This is a genomic window from Micromonospora sp. NPDC005252 (assembly GCF_042872475.1).
Lineage (GTDB): Bacteria > Actinomycetota > Actinomycetes > Mycobacteriales > Micromonosporaceae > Micromonospora.
Genome location: NZ_JBIAKN010000009.1, coordinates 158,585 through 182,453, shown reverse-complemented (window position 1 = coordinate 182,453; position 23,869 = coordinate 158,585). Strand labels below are relative to the sequence as shown.

General features: G+C 74.1%; 24 protein-coding genes. 4 read left to right on the top strand and 20 right to left on the bottom strand.

Translation table 11 applies throughout. The annotated features are described in order from the left end of the window. Nucleotides 1-24: 24 nt before the first annotated feature. The gene (locus ACFYPH_RS24060; protein ID WP_387184756.1) at nt 25-531 is read right to left on the bottom strand and encodes a DUF664 domain-containing protein; all 507 of its coding nucleotides are present in this window, start codon (nt 529-531) and stop codon (nt 25-27) included. After that, nucleotides 528-1,559, bottom strand: a complete 1,032-nt coding sequence (locus ACFYPH_RS24055; protein ID WP_387184753.1) for an aldo/keto reductase — start codon at nt 1,557-1,559, stop codon at nt 528-530. Before ACFYPH_RS24055 ends, ACFYPH_RS24060 begins: the two co-directional genes overlap by 4 nt. Before the next feature lie 110 nt (nt 1,560-1,669). Here ACFYPH_RS24055 and ACFYPH_RS24050 point away from each other — a divergent pair, with 110 nt between their 5' ends. Beyond that, entirely contained in the window at nt 1,670-3,214 is a 1,545-nt protein-coding gene (locus ACFYPH_RS24050) for a glycosyltransferase family 39 protein (protein WP_387184750.1), read from the top strand. 6 nt (nt 3,215-3,220) lie between these two features. On the opposite strand, the gene ACFYPH_RS24045 is transcribed toward ACFYPH_RS24050, so the two are convergent. Continuing rightward, nucleotides 3,221-3,688: an Rrf2 family transcriptional regulator gene (locus ACFYPH_RS24045; protein WP_355138853.1), complete on the bottom strand. Its 468-nt coding sequence runs from the start codon at nt 3,686-3,688 to the stop codon at nt 3,221-3,223. 68 nt (nt 3,689-3,756) lie between these two features. On the opposite strand from ACFYPH_RS24045, the gene ACFYPH_RS24040 reads away from it, so the two are divergent. Beyond that, nucleotides 3,757-4,491, top strand: a complete 735-nt coding sequence (locus tag ACFYPH_RS24040) for an SDR family oxidoreductase (RefSeq protein WP_387184747.1) — start codon at nt 3,757-3,759, stop codon at nt 4,489-4,491. Between the two features lie 52 nt (nt 4,492-4,543). Here ACFYPH_RS24040 and ACFYPH_RS24035 read toward each other — a convergent pair whose 3' ends face one another. Next, nucleotides 4,544-5,026, bottom strand: coding sequence for an NUDIX domain-containing protein (locus tag ACFYPH_RS24035; protein WP_354855256.1), 483 nt, complete (start codon nt 5,024-5,026; stop codon nt 4,544-4,546). Between the two features lie 53 nt (nt 5,027-5,079). Further along, the gene (locus tag ACFYPH_RS24030) at nt 5,080-5,763 is read right to left on the bottom strand and encodes a hypothetical protein (RefSeq protein WP_387184743.1); all 684 of its coding nucleotides are present in this window, start codon (nt 5,761-5,763) and stop codon (nt 5,080-5,082) included. A gap of 569 nt (nt 5,764-6,332) precedes the next feature. Here ACFYPH_RS24030 and ACFYPH_RS24025 point away from each other — a divergent pair. After that, nucleotides 6,333-9,131: a LuxR C-terminal-related transcriptional regulator gene (locus tag ACFYPH_RS24025; RefSeq protein WP_387184741.1), complete on the top strand. Its 2,799-nt coding sequence runs from the start codon at nt 6,333-6,335 to the stop codon at nt 9,129-9,131. Between the two features lie 177 nt (nt 9,132-9,308). Then, nucleotides 9,309-9,842 carry a hypothetical protein gene (locus ACFYPH_RS24020; RefSeq protein WP_387184738.1) on the top strand — a complete coding sequence of 178 codons (534 nt, stop codon included), beginning with the start codon at nt 9,309-9,311 and terminating at the stop codon, nt 9,840-9,842. Here ACFYPH_RS24020 and ACFYPH_RS24015 read toward each other — a convergent pair. Genes ACFYPH_RS24015 through fabG form a run of 15 tightly spaced genes read right to left on the bottom strand, consistent with a single transcriptional unit; the run spans nt 9,829 to nt 23,864 of the window. Continuing rightward, entirely contained in the window at nt 9,829-10,413 is a 585-nt protein-coding gene (locus ACFYPH_RS24015) for an NAD(P)H-dependent oxidoreductase (protein WP_387184735.1), read from the bottom strand. The two genes, ACFYPH_RS24020 and ACFYPH_RS24015, sit on opposite strands and share 14 nt — an antisense overlap. Continuing rightward, nucleotides 10,410-11,582 (bottom strand): LLM class flavin-dependent oxidoreductase, encoded by a 1,173-nt coding sequence (locus ACFYPH_RS24010; protein WP_387184732.1) that lies wholly within the window; start codon nt 11,580-11,582, stop codon nt 10,410-10,412. The genes ACFYPH_RS24015 and ACFYPH_RS24010 overlap by 4 nt, the downstream gene beginning before the upstream one ends. A gap of 4 nt (nt 11,583-11,586) precedes the next feature. Next, nucleotides 11,587-14,367 carry a cytochrome P450 gene (locus ACFYPH_RS24005; protein ID WP_387184729.1) on the bottom strand — a complete coding sequence of 927 codons (2,781 nt, stop codon included), beginning with the start codon at nt 14,365-14,367 and terminating at the stop codon, nt 11,587-11,589. Nucleotides 14,368-14,370: 3 nt separating this feature from the next. After that, entirely contained in the window at nt 14,371-15,129 is a 759-nt protein-coding gene (locus ACFYPH_RS24000) for a class II aldolase/adducin family protein (protein WP_354855249.1), read from the bottom strand. Beyond that, a complete protein-coding gene (locus ACFYPH_RS23995) occupies nt 15,122-15,817 on the bottom strand; it encodes a 2-hydroxychromene-2-carboxylate isomerase (protein ID WP_387184725.1) in 696 nt (231 codons plus the stop codon). Before ACFYPH_RS23995 ends, ACFYPH_RS24000 begins: the two co-directional genes overlap by 8 nt. Beyond that, on the bottom strand, nt 15,817-16,725 hold the full coding sequence (locus ACFYPH_RS23990; protein ID WP_355067550.1) for a thioesterase family protein: 909 nt from the start codon (nt 16,723-16,725) through the stop codon (nt 15,817-15,819). Before ACFYPH_RS23990 ends, ACFYPH_RS23995 begins: the two co-directional genes overlap by 1 nt. Further along, complete coding sequence (locus ACFYPH_RS23985) at nt 16,722-17,531, bottom strand: alpha/beta hydrolase (RefSeq protein ID WP_354855246.1); 810 nt, start codon at nt 17,529-17,531, stop codon at nt 16,722-16,724. The genes ACFYPH_RS23990 and ACFYPH_RS23985 overlap by 4 nt, the downstream gene beginning before the upstream one ends. Then, nucleotides 17,528-18,547 carry a beta-ketoacyl synthase N-terminal-like domain-containing protein gene (locus tag ACFYPH_RS23980; RefSeq protein ID WP_387184721.1) on the bottom strand — a complete coding sequence of 340 codons (1,020 nt, stop codon included), beginning with the start codon at nt 18,545-18,547 and terminating at the stop codon, nt 17,528-17,530. The genes ACFYPH_RS23985 and ACFYPH_RS23980 overlap by 4 nt, the downstream gene beginning before the upstream one ends. Beyond that, nucleotides 18,544-19,656: a beta-ketoacyl synthase N-terminal-like domain-containing protein gene (locus ACFYPH_RS23975; RefSeq protein ID WP_354855244.1), complete on the bottom strand. Its 1,113-nt coding sequence runs from the start codon at nt 19,654-19,656 to the stop codon at nt 18,544-18,546. The genes ACFYPH_RS23980 and ACFYPH_RS23975 overlap by 4 nt, the downstream gene beginning before the upstream one ends. 3 nt (nt 19,657-19,659) lie before the next feature. Further along, on the bottom strand, nt 19,660-20,694 hold the full coding sequence (locus ACFYPH_RS23970) for a beta-ketoacyl synthase N-terminal-like domain-containing protein (RefSeq protein ID WP_355067545.1): 1,035 nt from the start codon (nt 20,692-20,694) through the stop codon (nt 19,660-19,662). Further along, nucleotides 20,691-21,896, bottom strand: coding sequence for a beta-ketoacyl-[acyl-carrier-protein] synthase family protein (locus ACFYPH_RS23965; protein WP_387184717.1), 1,206 nt, complete (start codon nt 21,894-21,896; stop codon nt 20,691-20,693). Before ACFYPH_RS23965 ends, ACFYPH_RS23970 begins: the two co-directional genes overlap by 4 nt. Nucleotides 21,897-21,898: 2 nt before the next feature. After that, a complete protein-coding gene (locus tag ACFYPH_RS23960) occupies nt 21,899-22,153 on the bottom strand; it encodes an acyl carrier protein (protein ID WP_355067542.1) in 255 nt (84 codons plus the stop codon). An 18-nt stretch (nt 22,154-22,171) separates the two neighbouring features. Further along, nucleotides 22,172-22,645: a 3-hydroxyacyl-ACP dehydratase FabZ family protein gene (locus tag ACFYPH_RS23955; protein WP_387184714.1), complete on the bottom strand. Its 474-nt coding sequence runs from the start codon at nt 22,643-22,645 to the stop codon at nt 22,172-22,174. Further along, nucleotides 22,645-23,115, bottom strand: coding sequence for a hypothetical protein (locus ACFYPH_RS23950; RefSeq protein ID WP_355067540.1), 471 nt, complete (start codon nt 23,113-23,115; stop codon nt 22,645-22,647). The genes ACFYPH_RS23955 and ACFYPH_RS23950 overlap by 1 nt, the downstream gene beginning before the upstream one ends. Further along, nucleotides 23,112-23,864, bottom strand: coding sequence for a 3-oxoacyl-[acyl-carrier-protein] reductase (gene fabG / locus ACFYPH_RS23945; protein ID WP_355138877.1), 753 nt, complete (start codon nt 23,862-23,864; stop codon nt 23,112-23,114). Before fabG ends, ACFYPH_RS23950 begins: the two co-directional genes overlap by 4 nt. Nucleotides 23,865-23,869: the final 5 nt, after the last annotated feature.

Below are 23,869 nucleotides of genomic sequence, written 5' to 3'. Positions count from 1 at the left end.
CGGTCCATTATCGAGCAGGCGGCCTCACTCTCCGGTCGGGCCGCCCGCCAGCTCGGCGACCACGTCGAGGTGGCCGAGGTGGCGGGCGTACTCCTGCACCAGGTGGAACAGCACCCGTTCCAGTGACGCCGGGTCGGCGCCGTCCCAGCGCGGGCCCGGCGCGCCGATCTCCGCCAGGTCGTGCGCCGAGACCACCGCGCTGGTGTGCGCGCCCTGCGCGCGCAGCGCCGCCACCAGGTCGGCGAGGGTCTCCTCGGGGGCGACGTACCACCGGTCACCGCGGCGGTCGCCCCACGGCTCGGCGACCGCCCGACCCTCGAAACCCCACTCGATCCAGCGCAGCTCGACGTGGCGCAGGTGCGTGAGCAGCTCCAGCGGGGTCCATCCGGACGGCAGCCGGCTGCGCCGCAGCTCCGGCTCCGCCAGCGCCGACACCTTGGCCACCGCGGACTCCCGGAAGTAATCCAGGTAGCGCAGGAAGACCTCGGTGCGGCTGCCGGCCGGGGTGGTGGGTTCGGGGAACGCCGTCATGAGCCGGTCGGTAGGTCACGACCGCGCTGGCGCACACCCGCGCCGCCGTACGGGTAGTCGCCCACCAGCGGGGCGCTCGCCTCGTCCAGCAGCCGCATCTGCTCGGCGTCGAGGACCAGGTCGGCGGCGGTCAGGTTGTCGTCGAGCTGGTCGGTGGTCCGCGCGCCGAGGATCACCGAGGTGACCGCCGGTCGGGCCGCCAGCCAGGCCAGCGACACCGCCGACATGGAAGCGCCGTGTTCCCCGGCGACCTGGCGGACCGCGTCGAGCACCCGCCAGGTGCGCTCCTCGGCGTTGCGACCCGCGTACGCCTCGACGCCGCGCTGCGGGTTCTCGCCGAGGCGGGTGGCGCCGGTGGGCGTGGTGTCGCGCTGGTACTTGCCGGTCAGCCAGCCGCCGCCCAGCGGCGACCACGGCAGGATGCCGATGCCCTCGTTCTCGCAGACCGGCACCAGCTCGAATTCGATCTCCCGGGCCAGCAGGTTGTACTGCGGCTGGAGGGTCACGATCGGGGTGAGGTTGAGGTGCTGGGTGAGCAGGGCGGCCTTCTGCAACTGCCAACCGGTGAAGTTACTGACCCCCGCGTAACGGATCTTGCCGGCGCGGACCGCGTCGTCGAAGAAGCGCAGCGTCTCCGGCAGCGGGGTCAGCGGATCCCACGCGTGCGCCTGGTAGAGGTCGACGGCCTCGACCCCGAGCCGCCGGAGGCTGGCCTCCAGGGCCCGGGTGAGGTGCACGCGGGACAGGCCGGCGTCGTTCGCCCCGGGGCCCATCGGGAACCGGCCCTTCGTGGCGATGACGAGGCGGTCGCGCAGGTCAGGGCGGGAGCGCAGCCAGCGACCGACGATCTCCTCGGAGACGCCGGTGGAGTAGACGTCGGCGGTGTCGAGGAAGGTGCCGCCGGCCTCGACGAACCGGTCGAGCTGGGCGAAGCTGCCCTCCTCGTCGGTCTCCGCGCCGAAGGTCATCGTGCCCAGACACAGGGTCGACACCACCGTGCCGGTGGCGCCCAGAGTGCGGTATCGCATGTCGTCCTCTCGGTCCGAGTTACGAAGCTGATCTTCGCACCTGCTCAGACCACCTGCATCCGCAGGCGTCGGGGCCCCCACGCGGCGGCTTCGCGGGCGATGATGGGTCGGTGAGCGAGCCCGCCATCGACACCGATCGACCGCACCTGCCGGCGCGGTCGTCCGCGCCGGCCGAGCTGCCGCAGCCCGGTCCCCGTGCGCTCGGCCCGTGGCTGGTCGCCGCCGCGACCAGCGTGACGTTGCTGCTGCTCGCCGGCCGCTACGGCTATCACCGCGACGAGCTGTACTTCCTGCTCTGCGGCCGGCACCTGGCCTGGGGCTACGTCGACCAGGGCCCGCTCGTCCCGGCGCTGGCCCGACTTCTGGACACGATCGCGCCGGGCAACCTGGTGATGCTGCGGACGCCGTCGGCGCTGCTGGCCGGCGTCGCGGTCCTGCTGGTCGCCGCCATCGCCCGCGAGCTGGGCGGTGGCCGGGGCGGGCAGACCTTCGCCGCGGTGCTGGCCGCGCTGTCCGGCATCGTGCTCGCCGGCGGGCACCTGCTCAGCACCACGACCGTCGACCTGCTGGTCTGGCTCGGCGTCGCGTGGTGCGCGGTGCGGCTGCTGCGCACCGGGGACAGCCGGTGGGCGCTCGCGCTCGGGCTGGTGCTCGGCGTGGGCATGCTCAACAAGCTGCTGCCCGCGTTGCTGGCCGTGGGTCTGCTCGCCGGTGTGGTGATCGCGGGGCCGCGTCGGCTGCTGCGCGACAAGTGGGTGCTCGCCGCCGCCGGGATCGCCGTGCTGCTGGCCGCGCCGAACCTGATCTGGCAGGCCGCGCACGGCTTCCCGCAGCTCGGTGTGGCGGCCTCCATCTCCGGTGGCGACAGCTCCTACAGCGGTCGCCTCGACGCGCTCACCCTGCAGTTCGTCATCATCAGCCCGTACGCCGTGCCGATCTGGATCGCCGGCCTCGTCGCCCTGCTGCGCCGGCCGGCGTGGCGGGCGTACCGCGCGGTGGGGTGGGCCTGGGTGGTCGTGGTCGGCATCGTCCTGGTGGCCGGCGGCAAGGGTTACTACGACGCGCCTCTGCTGCTCGTGCTCACCGCCGCGGGCGCGGTGGTGAGCGCCGCCCGGGCCTCGCGCGGGTCGGCGTGGCTGCGTCGGGGGGTGCTCGCGGTGCCGTTCCTGCTGCCCACCGTCGTGCTGTTGCTGCCGGTGCTGCCGGCCGATCGGCTGCCCAGCTTCGTGGTCGACGTCAACTACGACGCTGGCGAGACCATCGGCTGGCCGGAGTTCGCCGACTCGGTGGCCACCGTCCATCGTGCCCTGCCGCCGCAGGAACGTTCGCGGGCGGTCATCCTCACCGGCAACTACGGAGAGGCCGGGGCGATCGCCCGCTACGGGCCGGCCCGAGGGCTCCCCCGGGCGTACTCCGGGCACAACAGCATGGTGGATTTCGGCCGCCCGCCCGCCGACGCGGACGTGGCGATCGTGGTCGGCTGGGAGCGCCCCGACGCGCTGAACGCCTGGTTCCAGGAGTGCACGCCCGCCGGGCGGGTGGACCAGCGGGTCGAGGTGGACAACGACGAGAACGGCGGCCCGATCCTCGTGTGCCGGGGGCTGCGGCGGCCGTGGGCGCAGATCTGGGACACCGAGGTACGCCACACCGGCTGAGCGCGGTCAGCCGCTGCGGTCGCCGGTGAGCCAGGCACTGACGCCGGCCAGGGCCTCGGGGCCGGAGTCGACGTCCACGTCGCGGGCGAGGTCGGCGATCGTGATCCCGGCCAGGGCCTCGCGCCACGCCTTCTCCGCCGTGGACATGGCGCGGGCGATGGGACACGCGCGGGTGCAGGACTCGGGTGGGCTGGCCAGCGGGCCGCGCTGGCGGATCTCGGTGCAGACGAAGGCGGGGCCGGGCCCGTCGACGGCGTGGACCACGTCGAGCAGGCTGATGCTCTCCGGAGCGCGGGTCAACGCGTAGCCGCCCGACTTGCCCTGCACGGAGTGGATGAGCCCGGCGCGGGCCAGCGACTGGAGCTGTTTGGCCAGGTAGCTGCCGGAGACGTCGTGCAGCTCAGCGAGCCGGGCCGCCGGGACGGGCCTGCTGCTGGCCGTGAGCACGACGCAGCAGTGCAGCGCCCACTCCACCCATAGGAAGTCCGAGTTAAGTGCCGTAGCGGCATGCGGACAAAACAGACAGGGAAGGTGGAACGGATATGAAGATCGCCGTGATGGGCGGGACGGGCCTCATCGGGTCCCAGGTCGTCCGGATCCTGCAGGCGGCCGGGCACGACGCGGTACCGCACTCGCAGTCGACCGGAGTCGACCTCCTCACCGGGCAGGGTCTGCCCGAGGCGCTCAAGGACGCCGTCGTCGTCGTCAACCTGACCAACTCGCCGACCTTCGACGACGCCTCCCCCGCCTTCTTCCAGACGACCATGGACAACCTGCTGACCGCTGCCGAGCGCGCCGGCGTCGGCCACGCGGTCGTCCTGTCCATCGTCGGCGTCGACCAGGTGCCCGACCTGGCCTACTACCGCGCGAAGGTGCTCCAGGAGGACATCCTCAAGGCCGGCAAGGTGCCGTACTCGATCGTCCGCGCCACCCAGTTCTTCGAGTTCATCGACGCGGTCATCTCCTGGACCGCCGACGACAACGGCGTCCGCCTGCCCAGCACCCCCGTGCAGCCGATGGCCGCGGCCGACGTGGCCCAGGCCGTCGTCGACGTCAGCGTGGGCGCCCCCCTGCGGGGCGTCCGCAACGTCGCCGGCCCCGACGTGTTCGGGCTCGACGAACTGGGCCGGATCACCCTCGCCGCGCACGGCGACCAGCGCACCGTCACCACCGACGACAGCGCCGGCATGTTCGCGGCCGCTCCCGGCGACGCGCTGATCGCCAAGGAGGGCGCGGTGCTCGCGCCGACGTCCTGCCGGGAGTGGCTGGCGCGCTGACTTTCCACCCGTGGTGTTCCGGCGTACGCCCCGCGCCGGAACACCGCACACCTCAGTGCCGCAGGAGCTCGCTCATCTCGATCGGCGGCACGTGGCCGCTGGGCGGCAGGCCACGATGCAACGCGAGCCCCGCGTCGACGACGACGGAGCGTTCCAGCTCGGCGACGCTCGCCAGCGGTGTCCACTGGGCCCGGTCGGTCGAGCCGCCCGTCTCGTGCCGAAGGTCGCCGCCGGTGATCCGCACCCGGTAATAGATGGCCAGCATGTGCAGCTCGGCGGCATCGGCGTCGCCCAACGGCACGTACCTCGTCCGCGAGTGCACACCGAGCAGATGCTCGACCCGCACCTGGTAACCGGTCTCCTCGGCCACCTCCCGGACGACGGCGTCGTACGGGTCCTCGGCGTGCTCGACCCCGCCGCCGGGCAGCGTCCAGTGGCACGCCGAGCTGTCCGCCGACACGAAGCGGGCGAGCAGCACGTGCTCGTCCCGCGTGCACACCGCGTAGGCGGCGACCCGCAGCCGTTGCGCGATCACGTCGACTCCTTGCCGGTCGGTCGGCGGCCCCGACCGGCAGGTCGCGCGGTCGTTCACCTCTTCGGGCGGACCGGCCCGGGATGCTGGACGCCCAGGTGCGAGCGGGGCGACCGCCGCGCTCCGGACCGGCGCCGCGACAGCGAACGGATCAGGTCGGCGTGCACCCGCTGCTCGTCACGGGTGCTGAGCCCGAGCTGATTGTGCAGCAGGTGGACCAGGTCGAACGTCATCCTGCCCTCGTATCCCGGTGCACGACGGAACGCCTCCAGCAGGTGTGCCCAGCAGGTCAGCGGGTGGCGTTCGGTCTTGAGCGCGGTGGTGATCCGCTGCCAGCGGACGCTCGGCAGGGCGGCCACCGCCTCGGACGTGACGAGCTCGCTGTCGCCCCGCAGGGCGGGGCAGTTGCGCATGGCCGCCACCATCGCCAGGTCCACGGCGGCGCCGAGGCGGGCCTGCCGCCCCGGGGTCATCCCGATCAGGTCGACGGCCACGTCGACCAGCCGTGGATCGCGCGCTGGCGGAGCGGCGAGGTGCGGCACGTGCACGGGCCCCTCCGCCCCGACCGCCACGCAGAGCCCCGCCAGTCGGGCCGCCAGCAGTCGCGGCGCGCTGCCGAGCAGGTGCAGACAGACCACCCGTGGCGACTGCCGGGTGAACGACCAGGCGGACAGCTCACCGGCAGCCTGTAGGCCGTGCAGCAGCGGACTGATGCCCCGGGTGAGGAACGCGTCGGCCACCGCGGCGCGCGGCGGCAAAAGACACTGAAATGCGTGCCATCGTTCCGGCTCGCTCAGCATCACCTCCGCATCTGACGAATTGTCCAGATAGGATCGATAATGAACGGTCATCCGAAGTCCCCCCAGAAGGCGTCGCACCGCCGGGGTCGACATTAAGCGACGGGGAACGATGCGACAGTAGGGGAAACCCCACATTGTCGTGAACTCAACGCAACCGCCGGTGTGCGCTGTGTCAAGAACCAAGTCCCCTATTTCGGTTTTTGGGCAGCAACATTTGCTCTCTTCGGCAATAGGACCAACCGGTCCCGCGATCGCAGTTCTTGTCGCGCGGACCTAGAGTTGCATCTGCCGCTCGCCCGAGCGCCAGCAATTGGCACCGCTGGCATCGGGCACGCCGAGAGGCCCGAACGGGACAGATCCTGGGGGTGGCAGTTGAAGCTGGGCCAACACTCGCCGCATTCTCGCGTCCGACCTGGCCGTCGGGCCGCCGCCGGGCCGAGTCCGACCACGACCGACCGATGTCGTACGCCGGTGGACCGCGGCGCGCGGGCGCCCGTCGTGGAGCGCCGATGAACATCAGCGAGGAGGAGTTCGCCCCGCCGCCGTCGGGCGACCCTCTCGACCCCCTGGTCGGGCGCAACTGCGCGCTCGACCTGTTCGACCGCGCCCTGGCCGGGGTCCGCGACGGCCAACCCGCCATGATCGAGTTCGTGGGTGACCCCGGCACCGGCAAGACGCGGCTGCTGCGCGAGGTCGCCGCGCGAGCCCGACGAGCCGGGGTGCCGGTGCTCGCCGCCGCCGGCCGCGACGGCCACCAGGTCGGGCAGGCCCTCGCGGCGCTGACCGACGAGCCGTCGGCGCCGGTCCGCGCCGGTGGGCCGCTGCTGCTGCTCCTGGACGACCTGCACAGCGCGTCACCCGCGACGGCCACGCTGCTGCGTCGGCTCGCGCAGGCGCCGCCCCGGGGTCTGCTGTGGGTCACCGCGTACCGGCCGCGGCAGATGCCGTCGTGCGTGACCACCGCGCTCGCCGCCGGCATCCACCTGAGCCGTCGGGCGGTCACCCTGACACCGTTGGATCCGGCCAGCGTCGCCGCGCTGCTCGGGCTGGTGGAGGGACGCGCCGCCCAGCGGGTGCACGTGCTCTCCGGCGGCGTCCCCCGCTACGTCCTCGCGTACCGCCCGGGCGCCCTGGACGGCCCGGTCGCCGCCCTGCGGGGCCTGCCCGCCGAGCTGCCCGTCGACGTCACCGGCGCGGTTCAGCTCGACCTCGACGCGCTGACCGACGAGCAACGGCAGATGCTGGAGGCCGTCTCGGTGTGCCCGGACGGGTTCGAGCCGGCGCTGGCCGCGGCGCTCGCCGATCGCGGCCCCGAGGTCACCAGCGACCTGCTCGACGCGCTGGTGGCCGCCGACCTGCTGCGGACCGACCCCACCGAGGCGTCGACCCTGCGGTTCCGTCACGAGGTGGACCGCACCGTGGTGTACCGCGCGTTGTCCCCCGGCCGGCGGCGACGCCTGCACGCGACGGCGGCCCGCGTCCTGCGCGAGCTCGGGCATCCGGTCACCCGGTACGCCGAACACCTGTCGGCCAGCGGGCAGTGCGCCGAACCGGCGACCGCCGACGCGCTGATCGAGGCGGCGGAGAGCGGTCTCGTGCCCCGGCTCGACGCGATCCGGTGGTTGACCAACGTCCAGCGGCTGCTGCCCGCCGCCGAGGTCACCGAGCCACGTCGTACGCGGCTGGAGTTCGCGATGGCGGACGCGCTGGTCGGCGCGGGTCAACTGCGCCAGGCCCGCACCCTGTTACAGGAACTCACCCGCCGCCCTCTCGCCGACTGCGACCAGCGGCTGCGGGCGGTGGCCGCACGGGCGCGGGTGGAGCGCCTGCTGGGTCGGCCGTTCGACGCGTACGCGCTGCTGCTGCCGTACCGGGACGGGCGGGTGGAGCCGCACACGCAGTTCCTGCTGACCGTCGAGGCGGCGATCGCCGGCGCCCTCTGTGCAGCGCCCGACGCGGCCGAGCACGCCCGGAGTCTGAGCCTGCTGGCGGAGCGGACCGGCTCGGCGGTCAGCTCGACCACCGCGGCGGTGGTGCAGTCGTTCGTGGCCGCGTACACCGACTGTGGGATCCGGGCGCCCGAGACGCTGGACCGGGCGTCGTCCGAGGTGGACGCGTTCGCCGACACCGACCTTGCCCGGCACCCGGACCTGCTGGCCCTGCTGGGCTGGGCCGAATACTTCCACGAGCGGGAGCGCTCGGCCCTGCACCACTTCGACCGCGCGCTGGACATCTGCTGCCGCGCGGGTCTCGTGGCGCTGACTCCCTGGCTGCTGGTCGGCCGTTGCGCGGTGACCGCCCGACTGGGCAGCCTGGACCGGGCCCGGGTCGAGGGTGAGGACGCCGAGGAGGTGGCCGTCGCCATGGGCATCGACCCGATGGTGGCGCTGGCGCGCGCGTACCGGGCCATCGCGGTGGCCTGGCGCAGCGGCCCGAAGGCGGCCCGCCACCTGGCTGACACCGCCGTGCTGGACGCCAGCACCCGCCGCGAGAACTGGTACGACGGGGCGAGTCAGCGCGTGTCGGTGCGTCTGCGCTTCCTGGCCGGGGACCGGGCCGGCTCGACGGCGACGTTGCTGCGCGCCTGCGGCGGGGATGGTCTCGACCAGGTCGAGCTGACCAACCGGGCCTGCTGGGCCTCGGCCCTGGCCGAGATGGCCCACAAGGCCGGTCGGTGCGACGAGGCCAGGCGCTGGTTGGACGTGGCGGAGGGGTACGCCGAGCGGCTGGGGCTGCGGGGGCAGAGCGCGTTGACCCGGACGGCCCGGGCGCGGCTGACCCTGGAGGCGGATCCGCGCTGCGCCGCCGAGCTGGCCGCCGCGGCTGCGGACTCGTTCGCGAGTCTGGGGTGGAGGCTGGAGGAGGCGTCGGCGCGGTTGGTGCGGGCGCGGGCTCTGTGCGAGGCCCGGGAGTGGTCGGCGGCGGAGGTCGAACTCGCCGAGACCCGCCGCATCGCGGAGCTGGTCGACTCCCCGCCGCTGCGCCGCTCGGTGGCCGGCGAGCAGAGCCGCGCGGCCGGGGCGGCGGGCCGTCTGCCGGCCGCGGCCGCGGGCGGGGAGCTGACCCTGACGCGGCGGGAGTGGGACATCGCCCGCCTGGTGGCGGCCGGTGCGAGCAACGCCGAGGCGGCGGACCAGGTGTACGTGACAGTCAAGACGGTGGAGGCTCACCTGACCCGGATCTTCCGCAAGACGGGGGTGTCGTCGCGGGCCGGGCTGGCCGCGTTGCTGGTGTCCCGGGCTGTCGACCCGCGATCCGCTGTCGAGGATCGAGGGTCTGCGACCCGCAGGGCCCGATTTGAGCGTTAATGCCCACAATAAAACGCAGATGAAGGATAGGCGTCCCGTGACGAGTGTCGGATATCTCGCCTTCTGCCTGCGGGAATCTGATATCTTGTCTCCCACCACCGGTCAAACCCGACAGGGCTGACCGGGGGGCCGGAAGCCGCACTGGCTCGCCCGGAGATGCGCAGGAAAGGCATCGTCGTGAGTCAATACATCATCACCATCGTGCCCGTGGAGGACGACGGTGAGGAGATCACCGGCCCGGTGGCCCAGACCGTCGTGCGTCTGGAGACCGGCAACGGCCACCCGGTCGTGCGGGAGCTCACCGTCCGCGCGCCGCAGAGCGCCGGTCTGACCGGCGAGCTGCCGTACGTCGACTTCGACGCCCTGCTGCGCGCCTTCATCCCCCCGCAGGACCGGGACCGGAGTCGCGCCGAGGCCGCACCCCGTCCGGCCGTGACGGTCGGGCCGGTCCCCGCGACCACCGCGACCACCGCACCCCGGCCGCAGCCGCCCCGACCGGCACGCCGGGCCGGCGAACCGGACCGGCTCAGCCGACTCAAGGCCGGTCGCGCGTACCGCCGGGCGCCCGACCCGGCGGACCTGGAGGCGGTCTACGAGCAGGTCGGCACGATCAGCCGCGTCGCCGAGCACTTCGACGTTCCGGTGCACACGGCACAGGGCTGGATCAGCCGGATGCGCCGCAAGCACGACACCGAGGTCAACGCCGGCTGACTCCGGGCTCGGCCGGCACGCCGGGCACCACGGCCAGCGCGTCCACCACCGCCGGCGTCGCCCGGTCCAACCAGCGCTCGATGCCGACCTCCGCCGTGTCGAACTCGCGCTCCAGCACGCACAGGCCCGCCGTGGGCACGCACGCGCCCACCTCGGCCAGCAGGGCGCCCAGGTAGGTGTCGACGATGTGCCGGTGACCGGACCGGGCGGCGGTCATCAACGGCACCGCCACCACCCCGGTGAGCGCACCCCGGGGCAGCACGTCGACGAAGAGCTTCAGCAAGCCGCTGTACGCCGCCTTGAACGTGGGGCTGGCCACCAGCAGCAGCCCCGGTCGGCGTACCGCCTCCAGCACCTCGTCGAGCGTCTCCGGCCGGCTGCCCTGACCGACCAGCTCGGCCGTCAGCTCGGCCAGGTCGATCACCGTCGGCGCTCCGACGGGGGTCGGGCCGTGGGTCAGTCGGGAATGCAGTGCCGCCGCGGTGGCCAACGCGACGGTCCGCGTACGGGAATGGGGTTTCGGGTTGCCGATCAGCGCGGTCATCGGCAACTCCGCGACCGGCCCGATCATCGGCCCACCGCCAGCTCCGGGGTCCGCCGGGCGGCCCCGGCGTGCGTGCCGGCCCCGTCGTCCGCGTCGGCCCCGCCACTCAGGAGGCCGTCGTGGCGCAGCAGCGGCAGCACGCCCTCGCCGAACCAGTACGCCTCCTCCAGGTGTGGCTGCCCGGACAGAATCAGATGGTCCACCCCGGCGGCGTGGTACTCGGCGATCCGCTCCGCGACCTCCTCGTGGCTGCCCACCAGCGCCGCGCCGGCACCGGGCCGGATCAGGGAGTAGCCCGCCCAGACGTTCGGGTACACCTCCATCCGGGCGTTGCCGTCGGCGTGCAGCGCCGCCGCCCGCCGCTGGCCCTCCGAGTCGGTACGCGCGAAGCGCTGCCGAGCGGCGGCGATCCGCGCCTGGTCGACGCCGGCGAGGAGACGGTCCGCCTCGGCCCACGCCTCCCGCGCGGTGTCCCTGGTGATCACGTGGAGTCGACTCCCGGTGCGCAGCGTGCGGCCGGCCTCCGCCGCCTGCTCACGTGCCCGACCCAGCAGCTCGCCGAGCTGGGCCGGTGTCTCACCCCAGGCCAGGTACACGTCCGCGTGCCGGGCGGCCGCCCGCTGCGCCGCCGGCGAGGACCCGCCCAGGAACACGGCCGGGGCGGTGGCCGGCGGCCGGGCCAGCAGGGCGGCCTTCACCCGGTAGTGCTCGCCGCTGTGGTCGACCGGCTGGCCGGTCCACAGTCCACCCAGCACGGTGAGGAACTCCTCCGCGCGGGCGTAGCGGGCGTCGTGGTCCAGCCAGTCGCCGTAGCGGCGCTGCTCGTCCGGGTCGCTGCCGGCCACGATGTTGAGCAGCACCCGGCCCGCCGAGACACGTTGCAGGGACGCGGCCATCTGGGCGACAAGCGTGGGCGAGGCGAGCCCCGGCCGTAACGCGATCATGAACTTCAGCCGTTGCGTCTGCGCGGCCAGCGCGGACGCCACCACCCACGGGTCCTCGCAGAAAAGCCCGGCGGGCGTGAGCACACTGGCGAAACCCAACCGGTCGGCGGCGCGCGCCACCTGCGCCAGATAGCCGATATCCGGCGGGCGGCGGGTGATCCGGGCCGGCCGGCCTCCGCCACCGCGGGCGGGCTCGGCCAGGTCACGGCCGTCTCCGTGCGTCGGCAGGAACCAGTGCAGGTCCAGTGGCATGGGGTCACTCCCCTTCCGGCGCGACGTCGAAGCGCGCGGGCATCGCGGTGACGGCGTTCATGAAGTTGGTCCGCATCCGGCGTACCGGCCCGGTCAGTCGGAGCCGGGCCAGATGCGGACGGATCGCGGTGAGGAAGGCCGCCATCTCCAGCCGCGCCAGGTGCGCGCCCAGGCAGAAGTGCGGACCGATACCGAACGCCAGGTGCGGGTTGGGATCGCGGGCGAGATCCAACCGGTCGGGATCGGTGAACGCGGCCGGGTCCCGGTTGGCCGAGATGTAGTAGACGACGACCTTGTCCCCGGCGGCGATGCGGGTTCCGTCGAGGACGGTGTCGCGGGTGGCGGTGCGCCGGAACTGCATGATCGGCGTGACCCAGCGCAGCAGCTCCTCCACCGCGCTCGCGGTCAGGTCGGGCTCGGCGATCAGCCGGTCCCGCTGCTCGGGATGCTCCAGCAACGCCTGCACCCCGTTGGAGATGAGGTGCCGGGTGGTCTCGTTGCCGGCGATGACCAGCAGCAGCCACAGCTGGCACAGCTGCGCGTCGGTCAGGCCCCGGCCGTCGGCCTCGGCGTGCACGAGGAGGCTCAGCAGGTCGTCGGTGGGCGCGGCCCGTCGCTGGGCCGCCAGCTGCCGGACGTAGGAGAAGGCCCCCGCGAAGGTGTCCCGGTAGCGCTGCACGCTGCCACCGCCGTAGCGGGGATCGTCGAACCCGACCAGGTTGTTGCTCCACTCGAACAGCAACCGGCGGTCCGCCCGGGGCACACCGAGCAGGTCGGTGAGGACGAGCAGCGGCAGCTCGGCCGCGAGGTCCGCCACCACGTCGATGTCGCGCGCGGCCACCGCCCGGGCGATGACCTCCTCGGCATGCCGGGTCACCAGCTCACCGAGGCGACCCACCGCGCGGGGTGTGAACGCCCCCGCCACCAGCCGCCGCACCCAGGCGTGCTCCGGAGCGTCCATGTTGATCAGAAGCTGCCGGTTGCGGTGCAGATCCTCCGGGGTCCGGGGGTCGGCAAGGAACGCCCCGCCGGCCGCCGACGAGAACGTCGCCGGGTCACGGGACACCGCGGACACCGCGGCGTGGCGGGTGACGGCCCAAAAACCCGGCCCCCGGGACCGCACCGACCGGTCCTGGTCGGTGCGGGTCAGCTCGACCTCCTCGACCCAGGCCACCGGCGCCGCCCGTCGGCGGCGGGCGAACTCGTCGTGCGGCACGCCGGTCAGGAAGGTCGCCGGGTCCGCGAGCAGGCCCGGCGACACCGTGGCCCGCCGGTAGCGGTCCCGCAACGCCCGGCGGGGCACCTTGCCGGTGGGCTCGCGCGGGATCCGGTCGACCACCTCGTACGAGCGCGGCACCTTGAAGCCGGCCAGGCTGGTCCGGCAGTGCGCGTCGAGGGCCTGCTCGACGCCCTGGACCGGCCACGCCGGATCGAGCTGCACCACCGCCCGGACCTGCTCGCCGAACTCGTCGTCCGGCACACCGATGACCACGCTGTCCTGCACGGCGGGGTGCGTCGACAGCACCGCCTCCACCTCGGCGGGATAGACGTTCACGCCGCCGGTGACGATCAGCTCCGCCGAGCGGCCGGTGAGGAACAGGTAGCCGTCGGCGTCCAGGTGGCCCAGGTCGCCGACGGTGAAGGTGTGCGGGGCGACGTGCGCCTGCTCGGTCTGCTCCGGAGCGTTGTGGTAGTGGAACCCCCGGCCCGGGGGCCGCCGCACGGCCACCCGGCCCTCCTGCCCGGCGGGCACCGGCCGGCCCTCGTCGTCGACCACCACCACCTCGGTCGGCGGCGCCGGCCGGCCCACCGTGCCCGGCCGGGCCAGCCAGGTGTGCGAGTCGGCCAGGGTGACGATGCCGGCCTCGGTCGCGGCGTAGTACTCCACGAACACCGGCCCCCACCACTCGATCATCGCCCGCTTGGTCTCCGGCGGGCAGGGGCCGCCACCGTGCCAGATCCGGGCGAGGCTGGCGCCGGAGAACGCCGCCCGGGTCCCCGCGTCGACCCGCAGCAGACGGATGAACTGGGTCGGCACCAGATGACTGATGGTGATCTTCTCGTCGTCGATCACGCGCAGCACCTCGACCGGGTCGAACCCGCGGCGCAGCACCAGCCCACAGCCGCGCAGCAGCGGAAACTGGGCGAAGAACAACTGCGCCGAGTGGTACCAGGGGCCGACCAGCAGCGCCTGCCCCTGCGTCGGAATGCCCAGGCCGCCGCCGAGCGCCTCGGTGGTGGCGGCCACCCGGTCGATCGGGGCGCCCACCTTGAGCAGCGGGTTGACCACTCCCTTGGGGCGTCCGCTGGTGCCCGAGGTGTAGAGCAGCACGCCGCCGGAGAGCGCCGGGACGCCCGGGCCCGCCGGCAGGTCGTCCACCGCCGTGAACCCGTCCCCGCCGTCGACAGTCACCAGCAGGTCGGGGCCGCCCGACGTACGCGCCACCGCGTCGCGCACCGTCGGCGCGTACGCCTCCTCGGTGAGCACCGCCCGCGCGCCGCAGTCGGTCAGGATGTGGGCGATCTCCGGCGCGGTGAGGTGCCAGTTGACGGGCACCGCCACCAGACCCGCGTGCACGCAGGCGAGCAGCGCCTCGAACGTCTCGTGCCGGTTGCCGAGCACGAACGCCACCCGGTCACCGACGTCCAGGCCAGCCCCGCGCAGCACGCCGATCCACCGGTCCACCGACCGGTCCAGCTCCGCCCACGTCCGGGTGGTCCGCTCGTCGGTCAGCGCGACGTCGCCGGCCCGGTCCCGGACCATGGTCTTCAGCAGCTCGGCCACTCGTCACTCCTGTCTGGGCGTGGTGCCGTGCGTGAGGTCGGGGCTGACGGCCAGGACGTGCTCCGCGACCGGCCGGAAGTTCAGTCGGGCGATCTGCGCGGTGCCGATGTCCGCCCGCGCGGCCCGAGCCGCGTCGGCGGGGATCACCACCAGCTCGCCGGCTGCCTGGGCGAGCAGCTGCACCTGGCAGCAGCGGTCCATCGCCAGGAACCACCAGGCCGCCTCGGCCACCGAGCCGCCGACGGTGAGCAGCCCGTGGTTGCGCAGGACGACGGCCTTGCCGGTGCCCAGCGTCGCCGCGATGCGGTCACCCTCCGCGCCGTCGAGGACGACGCCGCCGTACTCGTCGTGGACCTCGTGGTCCTCGAAGAAGGCGCACGCGTCCTGGGTGATCGGCGCGAGCGGCCGGCCGAGCGCCGAGAACGCCCGACCGTGGATCGAGTGGGTGTGCGCGGCGGCCACCACGTCCGGGCGGGCCTTGTGGATGGCCGAGTGGATGGCGTACCCGGCGGGGTTGATCCGGCCGGAACCGTCGACCACGTCGCCGGTGTGGTCGACGCGCAGCAGGTCGTCGTCGCGCACATGGGCGAAGTGCCGGCCGAACGGGTTGATCCAGAAGGTGTCCGGCTCGATCGGGTCCCGGGCGGTGACGTGGCCGCCAGCGCCCTCGTCGAACCCCGCGAGGGCGAACGCGCGCAGCGTGAGGACCAACTGCCGGCGGCGGTGGGCGCGTTCCTGTTCCGGGTCTCGTCGCTCAGCCACAGCCGCCTCCGGTGTCGGTGTCGTACCCGCCCACGCCCGCCGGCACCGCGGGGGGCGCCGCGACCGGCGTGCCGGTCCGCTCGGCGTACGCGGCGAGGAAGTCGTCGACCCGGTCCACGCCCCAGAACCGGTGTGGACCCAGCCGCAGGTAGGGGATGCCGAAGATGTCCTCCTCGTACGCCCGCAGCAGGCACTGCGCCCCGGCCGCCCGGACGGTCTCGTCCTCCACCGCGCCGAGCACCACCGCCGGGTCCACCCCGGCCCGCTCGGCCACCTCGGAGATCACCTCGGGGGTGCACACGTCCTCGCCCCGCTGCCAGCGGGCGGCGATCACCTCCCGGTAGAACGCCTCCCCCGCGCCCTGTTCCCGGGCGGCCAGCCAGCCCAGGTGCGGGACCTCCCACCACGGGTCGATGTCGATCGGCCAGCGCATCGCCAGGCCCAGCCGCTGGGCCTGCCGCTTGGCGTCCTGGAGCAGGTACAGGTGCTTCGGCTTGCTCATCTGCACGTAGTGGAAGGCGCCGCCACGGGCGGTCAGCGCCTCCTGCGTCCGCGCGTCCGGGTCCCAGTAGGGGATGAACTCCAGTACCTCCTGCGGCCGGCCCAGCGCCCGGGTCAGCCGCTCCACGGCCAGCCAGCTGTACGGGCTGCGGAAGGAGAAGTACAGGCGGGGCTGCTTGGCGGCCATCACCGCCGCCCACCGGTCAACGCCGCCACGGTGTCCCCGTCGAGGGTGGCGAGCCGGCCCGCCTCCGGGCCGCGGCTGACCGCGTACCCGTGCAGGATGCTGGCCGTCGCCACCCGGACCAGGCGACCGTCGCGGACGACGTGGCAGTCCATCCGCGCGTCGTACGTGACGTCCTTGAGCACGTCGGTGACGGTGAAGCTGACCCACACGGGCTCGTCGAGGTGGGCGTCGCCGAGCACCTCGATGCGGGCGCGGGAGACCACCGGGATCCAGCCCCGCTCGCGCAGCATCCGGCCCACCGACACACCCCGGTCGGCGAGGTAGCGGTCCACCACCTCCTCCAGCAGCCGGACGTACCCGGAGTGCTGCATCCGCTGCGAGTACTGGCAGTAGAAGTAGGGCACCCGCCACGGCCAGACGAATCCCGCCCCGGCGGCGCGCAACTCATCGGCCGGGTCCGCGCCGGCGGGGGCGCCCGGCTCGCCGGCGGCCGGCTCCTCGACCAGACCGGCCAGCTCCGCCGGCAGCGGCGCCGCCTGCGGTACGTCCGCCTCCCGCACCAGGGCCACCCGCACCCGGGCCCGGCACACGGTCACGTCGGCGTCGCGGCGCACACCCATCCGCACCGCGAACCGACCGTTGGCGGCGGTGCTCGCCACCACCGTCGCGGTGTCGTCGACGTCGAGGACGGCGGGCAGCAGCAGCGAACAGTCCCGGATCGACAGCCCCACGCCGTGCTCGTGGTAGAGCCGGCCGGGGCCGTGCCCCCGCTCCCGGAACCACTGCAGCACACCCTGCTCCACCAAGTACGCGAAGTGTTTGAAGCCGATCCAGGTGCGGATGTTCGCGCCCTCGAACCCGGGCCGGGCGGACAGCGTCACGGATGCGTTCTCAACCGCCGTGGTCACGGCGTACCTCCTCGGATCGCGGAGTCGGGGCAGACCTTCTCGACGAAGCCCGCGACGTGTCGGGCCACCTCGGCCGCCCGGTCGAGATGACAGAAGTGGTGAAAATCCGGCTCCACGACGACGTGCGCGTCGGGAAGTTCGGCCCGCAGCGCGCCGACGCGCGGGCCGTCGAGGCCGGGGTCCCGGCCACCGGTGAGCACCATGGTCGGCACGGTCACCGCGTGCAGCGGCAGGCCGGCGGTCGCGGTGAAGTGGTCGAACAGCGTGGTGAAGCCGACCGGCCCGATCCGGTCCACCATGATGTCCCGCATGGCGGTCAGGGTTTCCGCGTCCAGGTCGGCCAGCCGGGGGCCGAGGCGGTGGCGCAGCCCCTCGTCGATGATCTGGACGAAGTTGGCCTGCGCCCGCTCGTGCACCGCCCAGGTGACCGCCAGGTCGGGCGGGCAGTAGAACGGCGCGATGAGCATCGCCCCGCGCGGCGCGACGTCCGGTTCGGTGGCGAGCATTTCCAGCACCGCGTTCGCGCCGAGCGAGTGGCCGACCACGACGTCGGGGGGCGTGGCCAGGGCACGGATGGCAGCGGCGAGCCAGGCGCCCGGGGTGCCCCGACGCCGCCAGCGGTGATCGGTGCCGGCCTTCCACGGCAACTCGGCCGCGAGCAGCCGCCAACCGGTGGGCAGCCGCTGCGCCAGGGGTCGCCAGCTCCGCCAGGCGTCGGACATACCGTGCGCGAGCAGCACGGTCGGCGTTCCGGTGTCCGGGCCGGCGAGCCGGTGCACGGCGACCGCCGGTGGCGTGCCGCTCATCGCCGCGCCGCCCGGACGTCGAGTTCGCGCATGCCGTCGACGGGGTCGCCGCAGCGGACCGTGACGTGCGGGGTGGCGCCGACCAGGCGTACGGCCAGCGCCGTGTGCACGACCCCCGCGGCGCCGTAGTGGTCGCCCGCCACGGCGGCCGCGTCGACCAGCGGGCCGCGTGGTGTGCCGCCGACGGGTACGCCCGACCGCACGGGCCCCAGCAGGGCCAACGGGTGCGGCTCGGCGTCGACCCGGCCGAGCAGCAGGCAGGCCGCCCCGGCGCGCAGCGGGCGGGCGGCGGTGGCGCCGTCCCGGGCGGCGTGCAGGGCCTGGGCCTGCGGGTCGTCCGGTTCGGTGCCGACCACGACGGCCCGGTCGGCGCGGCCGGTACGAAGCAGCAGCCCGGCCAGCCAGATCGCGTCCAGGCCGGCGGTGGCCCCGGAGCAGACGGTGAGGTTGGGGCCTCCGAAGCGGAACCAGATGGCGATCGCGCCGGCGATGACGTTGCTGGAGGCGTTCGGCGCCTCCAGCGGGCCGACCTCGCGCGGGCCGCCCTCGCGCAGTCGGCGGGCGATGTCGCCGACGGTGGCGACGTTGCCCAGGTTGGAGCTGACCACCACGGCGGTACGCGGATCCGCCGGCCCGCTCGGGCGGGGCGCCTTCGGCGCGCGGCCCAGCGCCCGGTGCACGGCGCAGAGGGCGAGCCGGGTGGCCGGCTCCTTGGCCAGCAGACCCTTGCGTCCCAGCAGGTCGGCGGCCCGCTCGGGTGGGCAGGCGGGTTCCTCGTCGGCGGCCCACGCCTCGCCGACACCCGCCGGCAGGTCGACTCCGCGCAGACTTGCTCCCGGCAGGTGCGGTGCCGCCGCGAGAACGGCGGCCACCGGTCGATCCGGGTCGGCCCCGGGCGGCGTGTCCGCCGTGGACCGACCCGGCCGGGTCACCTGGCCCGGCCGGCGGGACGCGGACGGCGGCACGCTGCGATCCGGCGTCGGGGCGAGGTGCCCGGCGTGGGCGCGGCCGGTCATCGCACCGCCTCCAGGAGGGTGACGGCGTTGAGACCGCCGAAGCCGAACGCGTCCACCTGAGCCACCCGGACGTCCGCCCGCACGGCCGCGTCGCGGACCAGCCGCAGCGCGGCCGCCTCGGACGCCGGCCGGGTCAGCCCGACCACCGGCGGCACCCGGCCGGTGCGCAGGATCTCGACGGCGACAGCGACGCTGAGCAGCGCCGATCCTCCCGACGTGTGGCCGACGGCGCCCTTGAGGGCGGTGACCAGGGGGCCGGGCTCGCAACCGGCGAACACCTCGGCGATGACCCGCGCCTCGGTCTCGTCGTTCAGCGTCGTGCCGGTGCCGTGCGCCAGCACCAGGTCGACCTGGTCGGGCCGGCGCGCGGCGCGGTGGTGGGCGTCGTGGACCGCCCGCAGGATGCCCGCCGGATCGGGCGCCGTCTCGTGTCCGGCGTCGCAGGACAGCCCGGTGGCGAGCAGCCGGGCCAGCCCGCCGGGTCGTTCCGGCTCGACCACCAGCACCGCCGCGCCGTCGCCGAGCAGCACACCGGCCCGGTCGGCGTCGAAGGGCTGCACCCGGCTGGTCGGGCGGGCGGCCACCCGGCCGATCATCGCGAGCATGGAGGCGCTGCTGCCGTCGGTGCCGCCGACCAGCACGGCGTCCGCCTCGCCGGTCTCCACCAGGTCCTGGGCCAGGGCGAGGGCGGAACCGCCGGCGCTGCACGCGTTGGCCAGGGTGACCACTTGCCGCACGCCGGGTGCCGCGCTGGCGACGGCGGCGGCGAAGTGCAGCCGCTCGGTGGGGAAGTCCACCGAGCCCGCCAGCGCCGCCCGTTCCACCTCGGCCGACTCGCGCAGCCCGGTGCCGACGAGACCGACCACCCGCTGTCGACGGGGATCGAGGCCGGCGGCGGCGACGGCCTCGGCCACGCAGTCGGTCAGCCAGCGGCTCGGGCCGAACGGGCCATCGTCGTCGATCGGGTAGCCGTGGCCGACCCCCACCCGGGCCGGGTCCGACCGCCGCAGCCCGGCGGCGCCGCACGCGCCGCGCAGCAGCGCCGCGACGGTGGCCGGGCCGTCGCCGAAGCAGGTACGGACCGCTGTGGCGGTGATGGTGGCGGCCATGTCCTACCCCCGCACCACGGCCGCGGCGACCGCGCCGTCGCGGGACCGCCCGACGATCAGCGCGGGCCGACCGCGCGCGTCCGGGTCCTCGGCGTAGCGGCCCAGCAGCACACCCAGCGCCAGCGCGCCGGTGGCGGACTGACAGTCACCCAGCGCCGGACGCACCGACAACCGCTGCGCGGCCGCCGGCACCACCTCGGACAGGCTGTCGGCGTCGAGATCGCCGCTCGCGATCGCCCACACGTCGGCCGGTCGGACCTTCGCCGTGGCCAGCGCCCGACGTACGCAGCCGGCGAGCCCGTCGACGCTGGGCTCCGGCTGGAAACCGGTGGCCACCGCGAGCACCTGGGCGCGCGGCGCCCCGGTGCGGCCGGGCGTCGGGCGGCACAGCAGGTAGACCGCCGCGGCCTCACCGGCCGGGCCGGCGCCGGTCAGCTGCGCCGCCCACGCCGTGTTCGGCGTGTACTCCTCGACCCCGCCGACCAGCAGGGCGTCGACGTACCCCCGGCGCAGGGCGTTGAGCGCGTAGCGCAGCGCGTACAGGAAGGCGAGCGGGCCGCCGGCCACTGTGGCGTTGACGCCGCGCAGCCCGTAGCGGATCGCGGCCTGGCCGCTGGCGCAGTTCATCACCGTGTTCGGGAACAACACCGGGTTGACCAGGTACGGCTTGTCCTGCACCAGCGTCTCGCGGGAGAAGTCCATCGTCGACTTCAGACTGCCGGTGGTGGTGCCCAGCACCACGCCGACGCGGTGCCGGTTGTCGTCGTCGGGGGTGAGCCCCCCGTCGGCCAGCGCCCGCCCGCAGGCCACCATGGCCAGCGCGGTCGCCCGGTCCAGGAAGCTGGTGCCCTTGCGGCCCAGCAGCCGGCGTACGTCGAAGTCGGCGATCGCCGGCGCCTGCTCGGTGGGCAGCGGCTCGTCGAAGCGGTCCCGCACGTCGACGCCGACGACCGTGCCGGCGCGGACGGCGGCCAGCAGCTCGGTGACCGAGTCCCCGGCCGCGCTGAGCACTCCCCAGCCGGTCACCAGGCCGGTCACCGGATCGCCCCGAAGATCGTGATGGCGTTGTTGCCGCCGAACGCGAAGCCGTTGTTCTGCGCGACCCGTACCGTCGCCGGGCGGGCGGTGTTCGGCACCGGGTCGATCCAGGACATCTCCGGGTCGGGGTTGGCCCAGTTGATGGTCGGCGGCAGGAACCCGTGCCGGATGCCGAGCGTGGTGGCGATCGCGCCGAACCCGCTCGCGGCGCCCATGGTGTGGCCGAGCATCGACTTGATCGAGCTGACCGGCGGTACCCGGTCGCCGAACACCGCCCGGATGGCCCGCGCCTCGCACAGGTCGTTGGCGGGTGTGCCGGTGCCGTGCGTGCTGATGTAGTCGATGTCCTCCGGTTTGACGCCGGCGTTCTCCTGGGCCAGCCGCATGCACGCCGCGACGCTCTCCTCGTTGGGCGCGACCATGTGGTGGGCGTCGCAGTTGACGCCGTACCCGAGCACCTCGGCGTAGATCCGGGCGCCCCGGTCCTGCGCGTGCTCCAGGGTCTCCAGCACCAGGGCCGCGCCGCCCTCACCGGTGAGGATGCCGGAGCGGTCCCGGTCGAACGGCCGGCAGGCCCGCTCGGTCAGTGCGCCGAGCCGGTAGAAGCCGGCGTGCGCCCACCGGCACACCGAATCGGCGCCGCCGGCCACCATCACGTCCGCCTCACCCCAGCACAACAGGTCGTACGCGTACCCGATGGCGTAGTTGCTGGCCGAACAGGCGGTGGTGAGGGTGACCGACTCCCCGGCCAGCCCCAGCTCCGCGCTCACCGCATAGGACAGCCGCTCGGCCGGCGCCTGCCGCAGCGCCTCGGCGGACATGGCCGGGTAGCCGCCGGCCACCAGCTCGGCGGTCAGCTGCTCCACCACCGTGGACTCACCGCTGGTGGTGCCGACGACCGCGCCGACGCGCGCCGGGTCGGTGGCCGGCAGCGACAGACCCGCGTCCATCGCGGCCAGCCGGGCAGCCGCCGCCGCGAACAGCGCCGAGCGGCCCCAGTCGGCGACCCGCAGCCTCCGCAGCAGCGCCTCCGGCCGGAACGCGGGCACCTCACCGGCGAAGTGGTGCGGGAATCCGCTCGCGTCGAAGCTCGTGATGGGCGCGGCGGCCGACCGGCCGGAGCGCAGCCCGGCGGTGAACTCGTTCACGCCGATGCCGATGCCGGACACCGGCCCGAGCCCGGTGACGACCACGCGGTGCACGGTCAGTCCTGCCAGCCGGCGTGTCGCGCCACCACCTCGTGGACGGCCTTGAGGCTGCGCATCTCGTTCAACTCGGCCTGCGGGATCTCCACCTTGTACTTCTTCTCGATCCGGGCCAGGATCTCGATCGCCCGCAACGAGTCCGCCTCGTACTCCTCGACGAAGTCGGCGGTGTCGGCGACCTCCTCGGGTTCCAACTCGAGCACCTCCGCCACGATCTCCCGCAGCTCCGCCATGTGCTTGTCGCGTTCACTCATCGGGGTTCCCTCTTCCTCTCATCGTTTCCGCTCCGCGATGGCGTCGACCGGTCGGACGACCGCCATCATCGAGCCGAACTCCGCCACCTGGTCGGTCCCCACCCAGCTGGATCCGGCGGCGAACGCGGCACCGTGCACGACCTGTTCCAGTCGAACCCGGTGCCGGATCACGTCGCCCGGGTACACCGGGCGCAGCAGCACGCAGTCCCGGGCCGCGGTGAACATCGGCAGCCCGGTCGTGCCCGGCCCGCGCGACAGCAGCCAGAGCACCGCCGCGCCCTGACCGAACGACTCGATCAGCAGCGAGGCCGGGTAGGCGTACCGGTCGGGGGCCTGCCCCTCGGCGATCCCCCGATAGCAGGGCTCGCAGCCGGTGACCGCCTTCACGGCCTCCAGGCGCACTCCCGGCTCGACGCTGTCGACCCGGTCGAGCAGCAGCATCGGGTACCGGTGCGGCAGCAGGGCCCGCAGCTCGCCATGGTCGAGTCTCATCAGGCGTTCCCGCCGTCCGCGCTCGGCCAGCGGTAGACGGCGCGCACCGTCGCCGCGTGGACCCCGTCGCCGCGTACGCACCGGGCGGCGACGTCGAAGGACTGGTCGTCGCCGACCGGGCCGACCGACGCCTCGACGATGAGCGTGTCGCCGGCCAGCAGCGGGGCGAGGAACCGGGCGGATCGCAACCGGTGCAGCTGGGGCAGCCGGCCGGCGCAGTAGCCGACCGCCGACGTCACGGCCTGCCCGATCGTCTCCAGGGTGAACACGCCCGGATAGACGGTCAGCTCGGGGAAGTGCCCGGCCAGGTAGACGTCCGCGGCGTCGACGGTGGTGCCGGCGCGCAGGCTGATCCCGCCACGCGGCCCGGCGGACACCTCGACCCAGTCGATGGCCGGCAGAGGCGCCGCCGCGGCCTCGTACGTGTCGACGGGGCGGGTCGCGGCGCTGAACGCGGGTGCGGCGGTCACAGCACGATCCCCCCGTCCACCCGGATCACCTGGCCGGTGACGTAGCCGGCGCGGTCGGAGAGCAGGAACTCGACCAGGTCGGCGACGTCGGCGGGCGCACCGAAGCGGCCCAGCGGGATCTGCCCCAACGCCTGCTCGCGCAGCTTCGCCGGCAGCGCGGCGGTCATGTCGGTCTCGATGAAACCGGGGGCGACGACGTTGACCCGTACGCCGTACCCGGCGACCTCCTTGGCCAGCGACAGGCTGAGCCCGATGATGCCGGCCTTGCTGGCGGCGTAGTTGGTCTGCCCGGTGTTGCCGGTGATCCCGGCCACCGAGGACAGGTTGACGATGGCGCCGCGGCGTCGCTTGAGGAAGCGGAACGCGACGGTCCGGCAGGTGTTCCAGGTGCCGGTGAGGTTGGTGCCGATCACGTCGTGCCACTCGTCCGGGGCCATCAGCACCAGCGGCCGGTCCCGGGTGATGCCGGCGTTGTTGACCAGCGCGGTGAGCGGCCCGAGGTGCCGCTCGGCGGCGGTGACGAACGCGTCGACCGCGTTCGGGTCGGTCACGTCGCACGGCCCGAACCACGACCCGACCCCGTACGCCTCGACCTCCGCCCGGGTCTTGTCCGCGGCCTCACTCGGCGCGCTGTAGCAGCCCGCCACCGCATACCCCTGCGCCGCGAGCCGCAGCGCGACGGCCCGGCCGATTCCCCGGGACACCCCGGTCACCAGCGCGCAGCGCGGCGCGTCGCCTGCCGTTGTCATGTCAC

Bases quoted from the DNA above. Each gene is read 5' to 3' on its own strand.
- ACFYPH_RS24055 (WP_387184753.1), bottom strand. From the start codon at position 1,559: ATGCGATACCGCACTCTGGGCGCCACCGGCACGGTGGTGTCGACCCTG.
- ACFYPH_RS23960 (WP_355067542.1), bottom strand. From the start codon at position 22,153: ATGAGTGAACGCGACAAGCACATGGCGGAGCTGCGGGAGATCGTGGCG.
- ACFYPH_RS23955 (WP_387184714.1), bottom strand. From the start codon at position 22,645: ATGAGACTCGACCATGGCGAGCTGCGGGCCCTGCTGCCGCACCGGTAC.
- ACFYPH_RS24040 (WP_387184747.1), top strand. From the start codon at position 3,757: ATGAAGATCGCCGTGATGGGCGGGACGGGCCTCATCGGGTCCCAGGTC.
- ACFYPH_RS23980 (WP_387184721.1), bottom strand. From the start codon at position 18,547: ATGACCGGCCGCGCCCACGCCGGGCACCTCGCCCCGACGCCGGATCGC.
- ACFYPH_RS24060 (WP_387184756.1), bottom strand. From the start codon at position 531: ATGACGGCGTTCCCCGAACCCACCACCCCGGCCGGCAGCCGCACCGAG.
- ACFYPH_RS23995 (WP_387184725.1), bottom strand. From the start codon at position 15,817: ATGGCCGCCAAGCAGCCCCGCCTGTACTTCTCCTTCCGCAGCCCGTAC.
- ACFYPH_RS24015 (WP_387184735.1), bottom strand. From the start codon at position 10,413: ATGATCGGGCCGGTCGCGGAGTTGCCGATGACCGCGCTGATCGGCAAC.
- ACFYPH_RS23975 (WP_354855244.1), bottom strand. From the start codon at position 19,656: ATGGCCGCCACCATCACCGCCACAGCGGTCCGTACCTGCTTCGGCGAC.
- ACFYPH_RS24025 (WP_387184741.1), top strand. From the start codon at position 6,333: ATGAACATCAGCGAGGAGGAGTTCGCCCCGCCGCCGTCGGGCGACCCT.
- fabG (WP_355138877.1), bottom strand. From the start codon at position 23,864: ATGACAACGGCAGGCGACGCGCCGCGCTGCGCGCTGGTGACCGGGGTG.
- ACFYPH_RS24010 (WP_387184732.1), bottom strand. From the start codon at position 11,582: ATGCCACTGGACCTGCACTGGTTCCTGCCGACGCACGGAGACGGCCGT.
- ACFYPH_RS23985 (WP_354855246.1), bottom strand. From the start codon at position 17,531: ATGAGCGGCACGCCACCGGCGGTCGCCGTGCACCGGCTCGCCGGCCCG.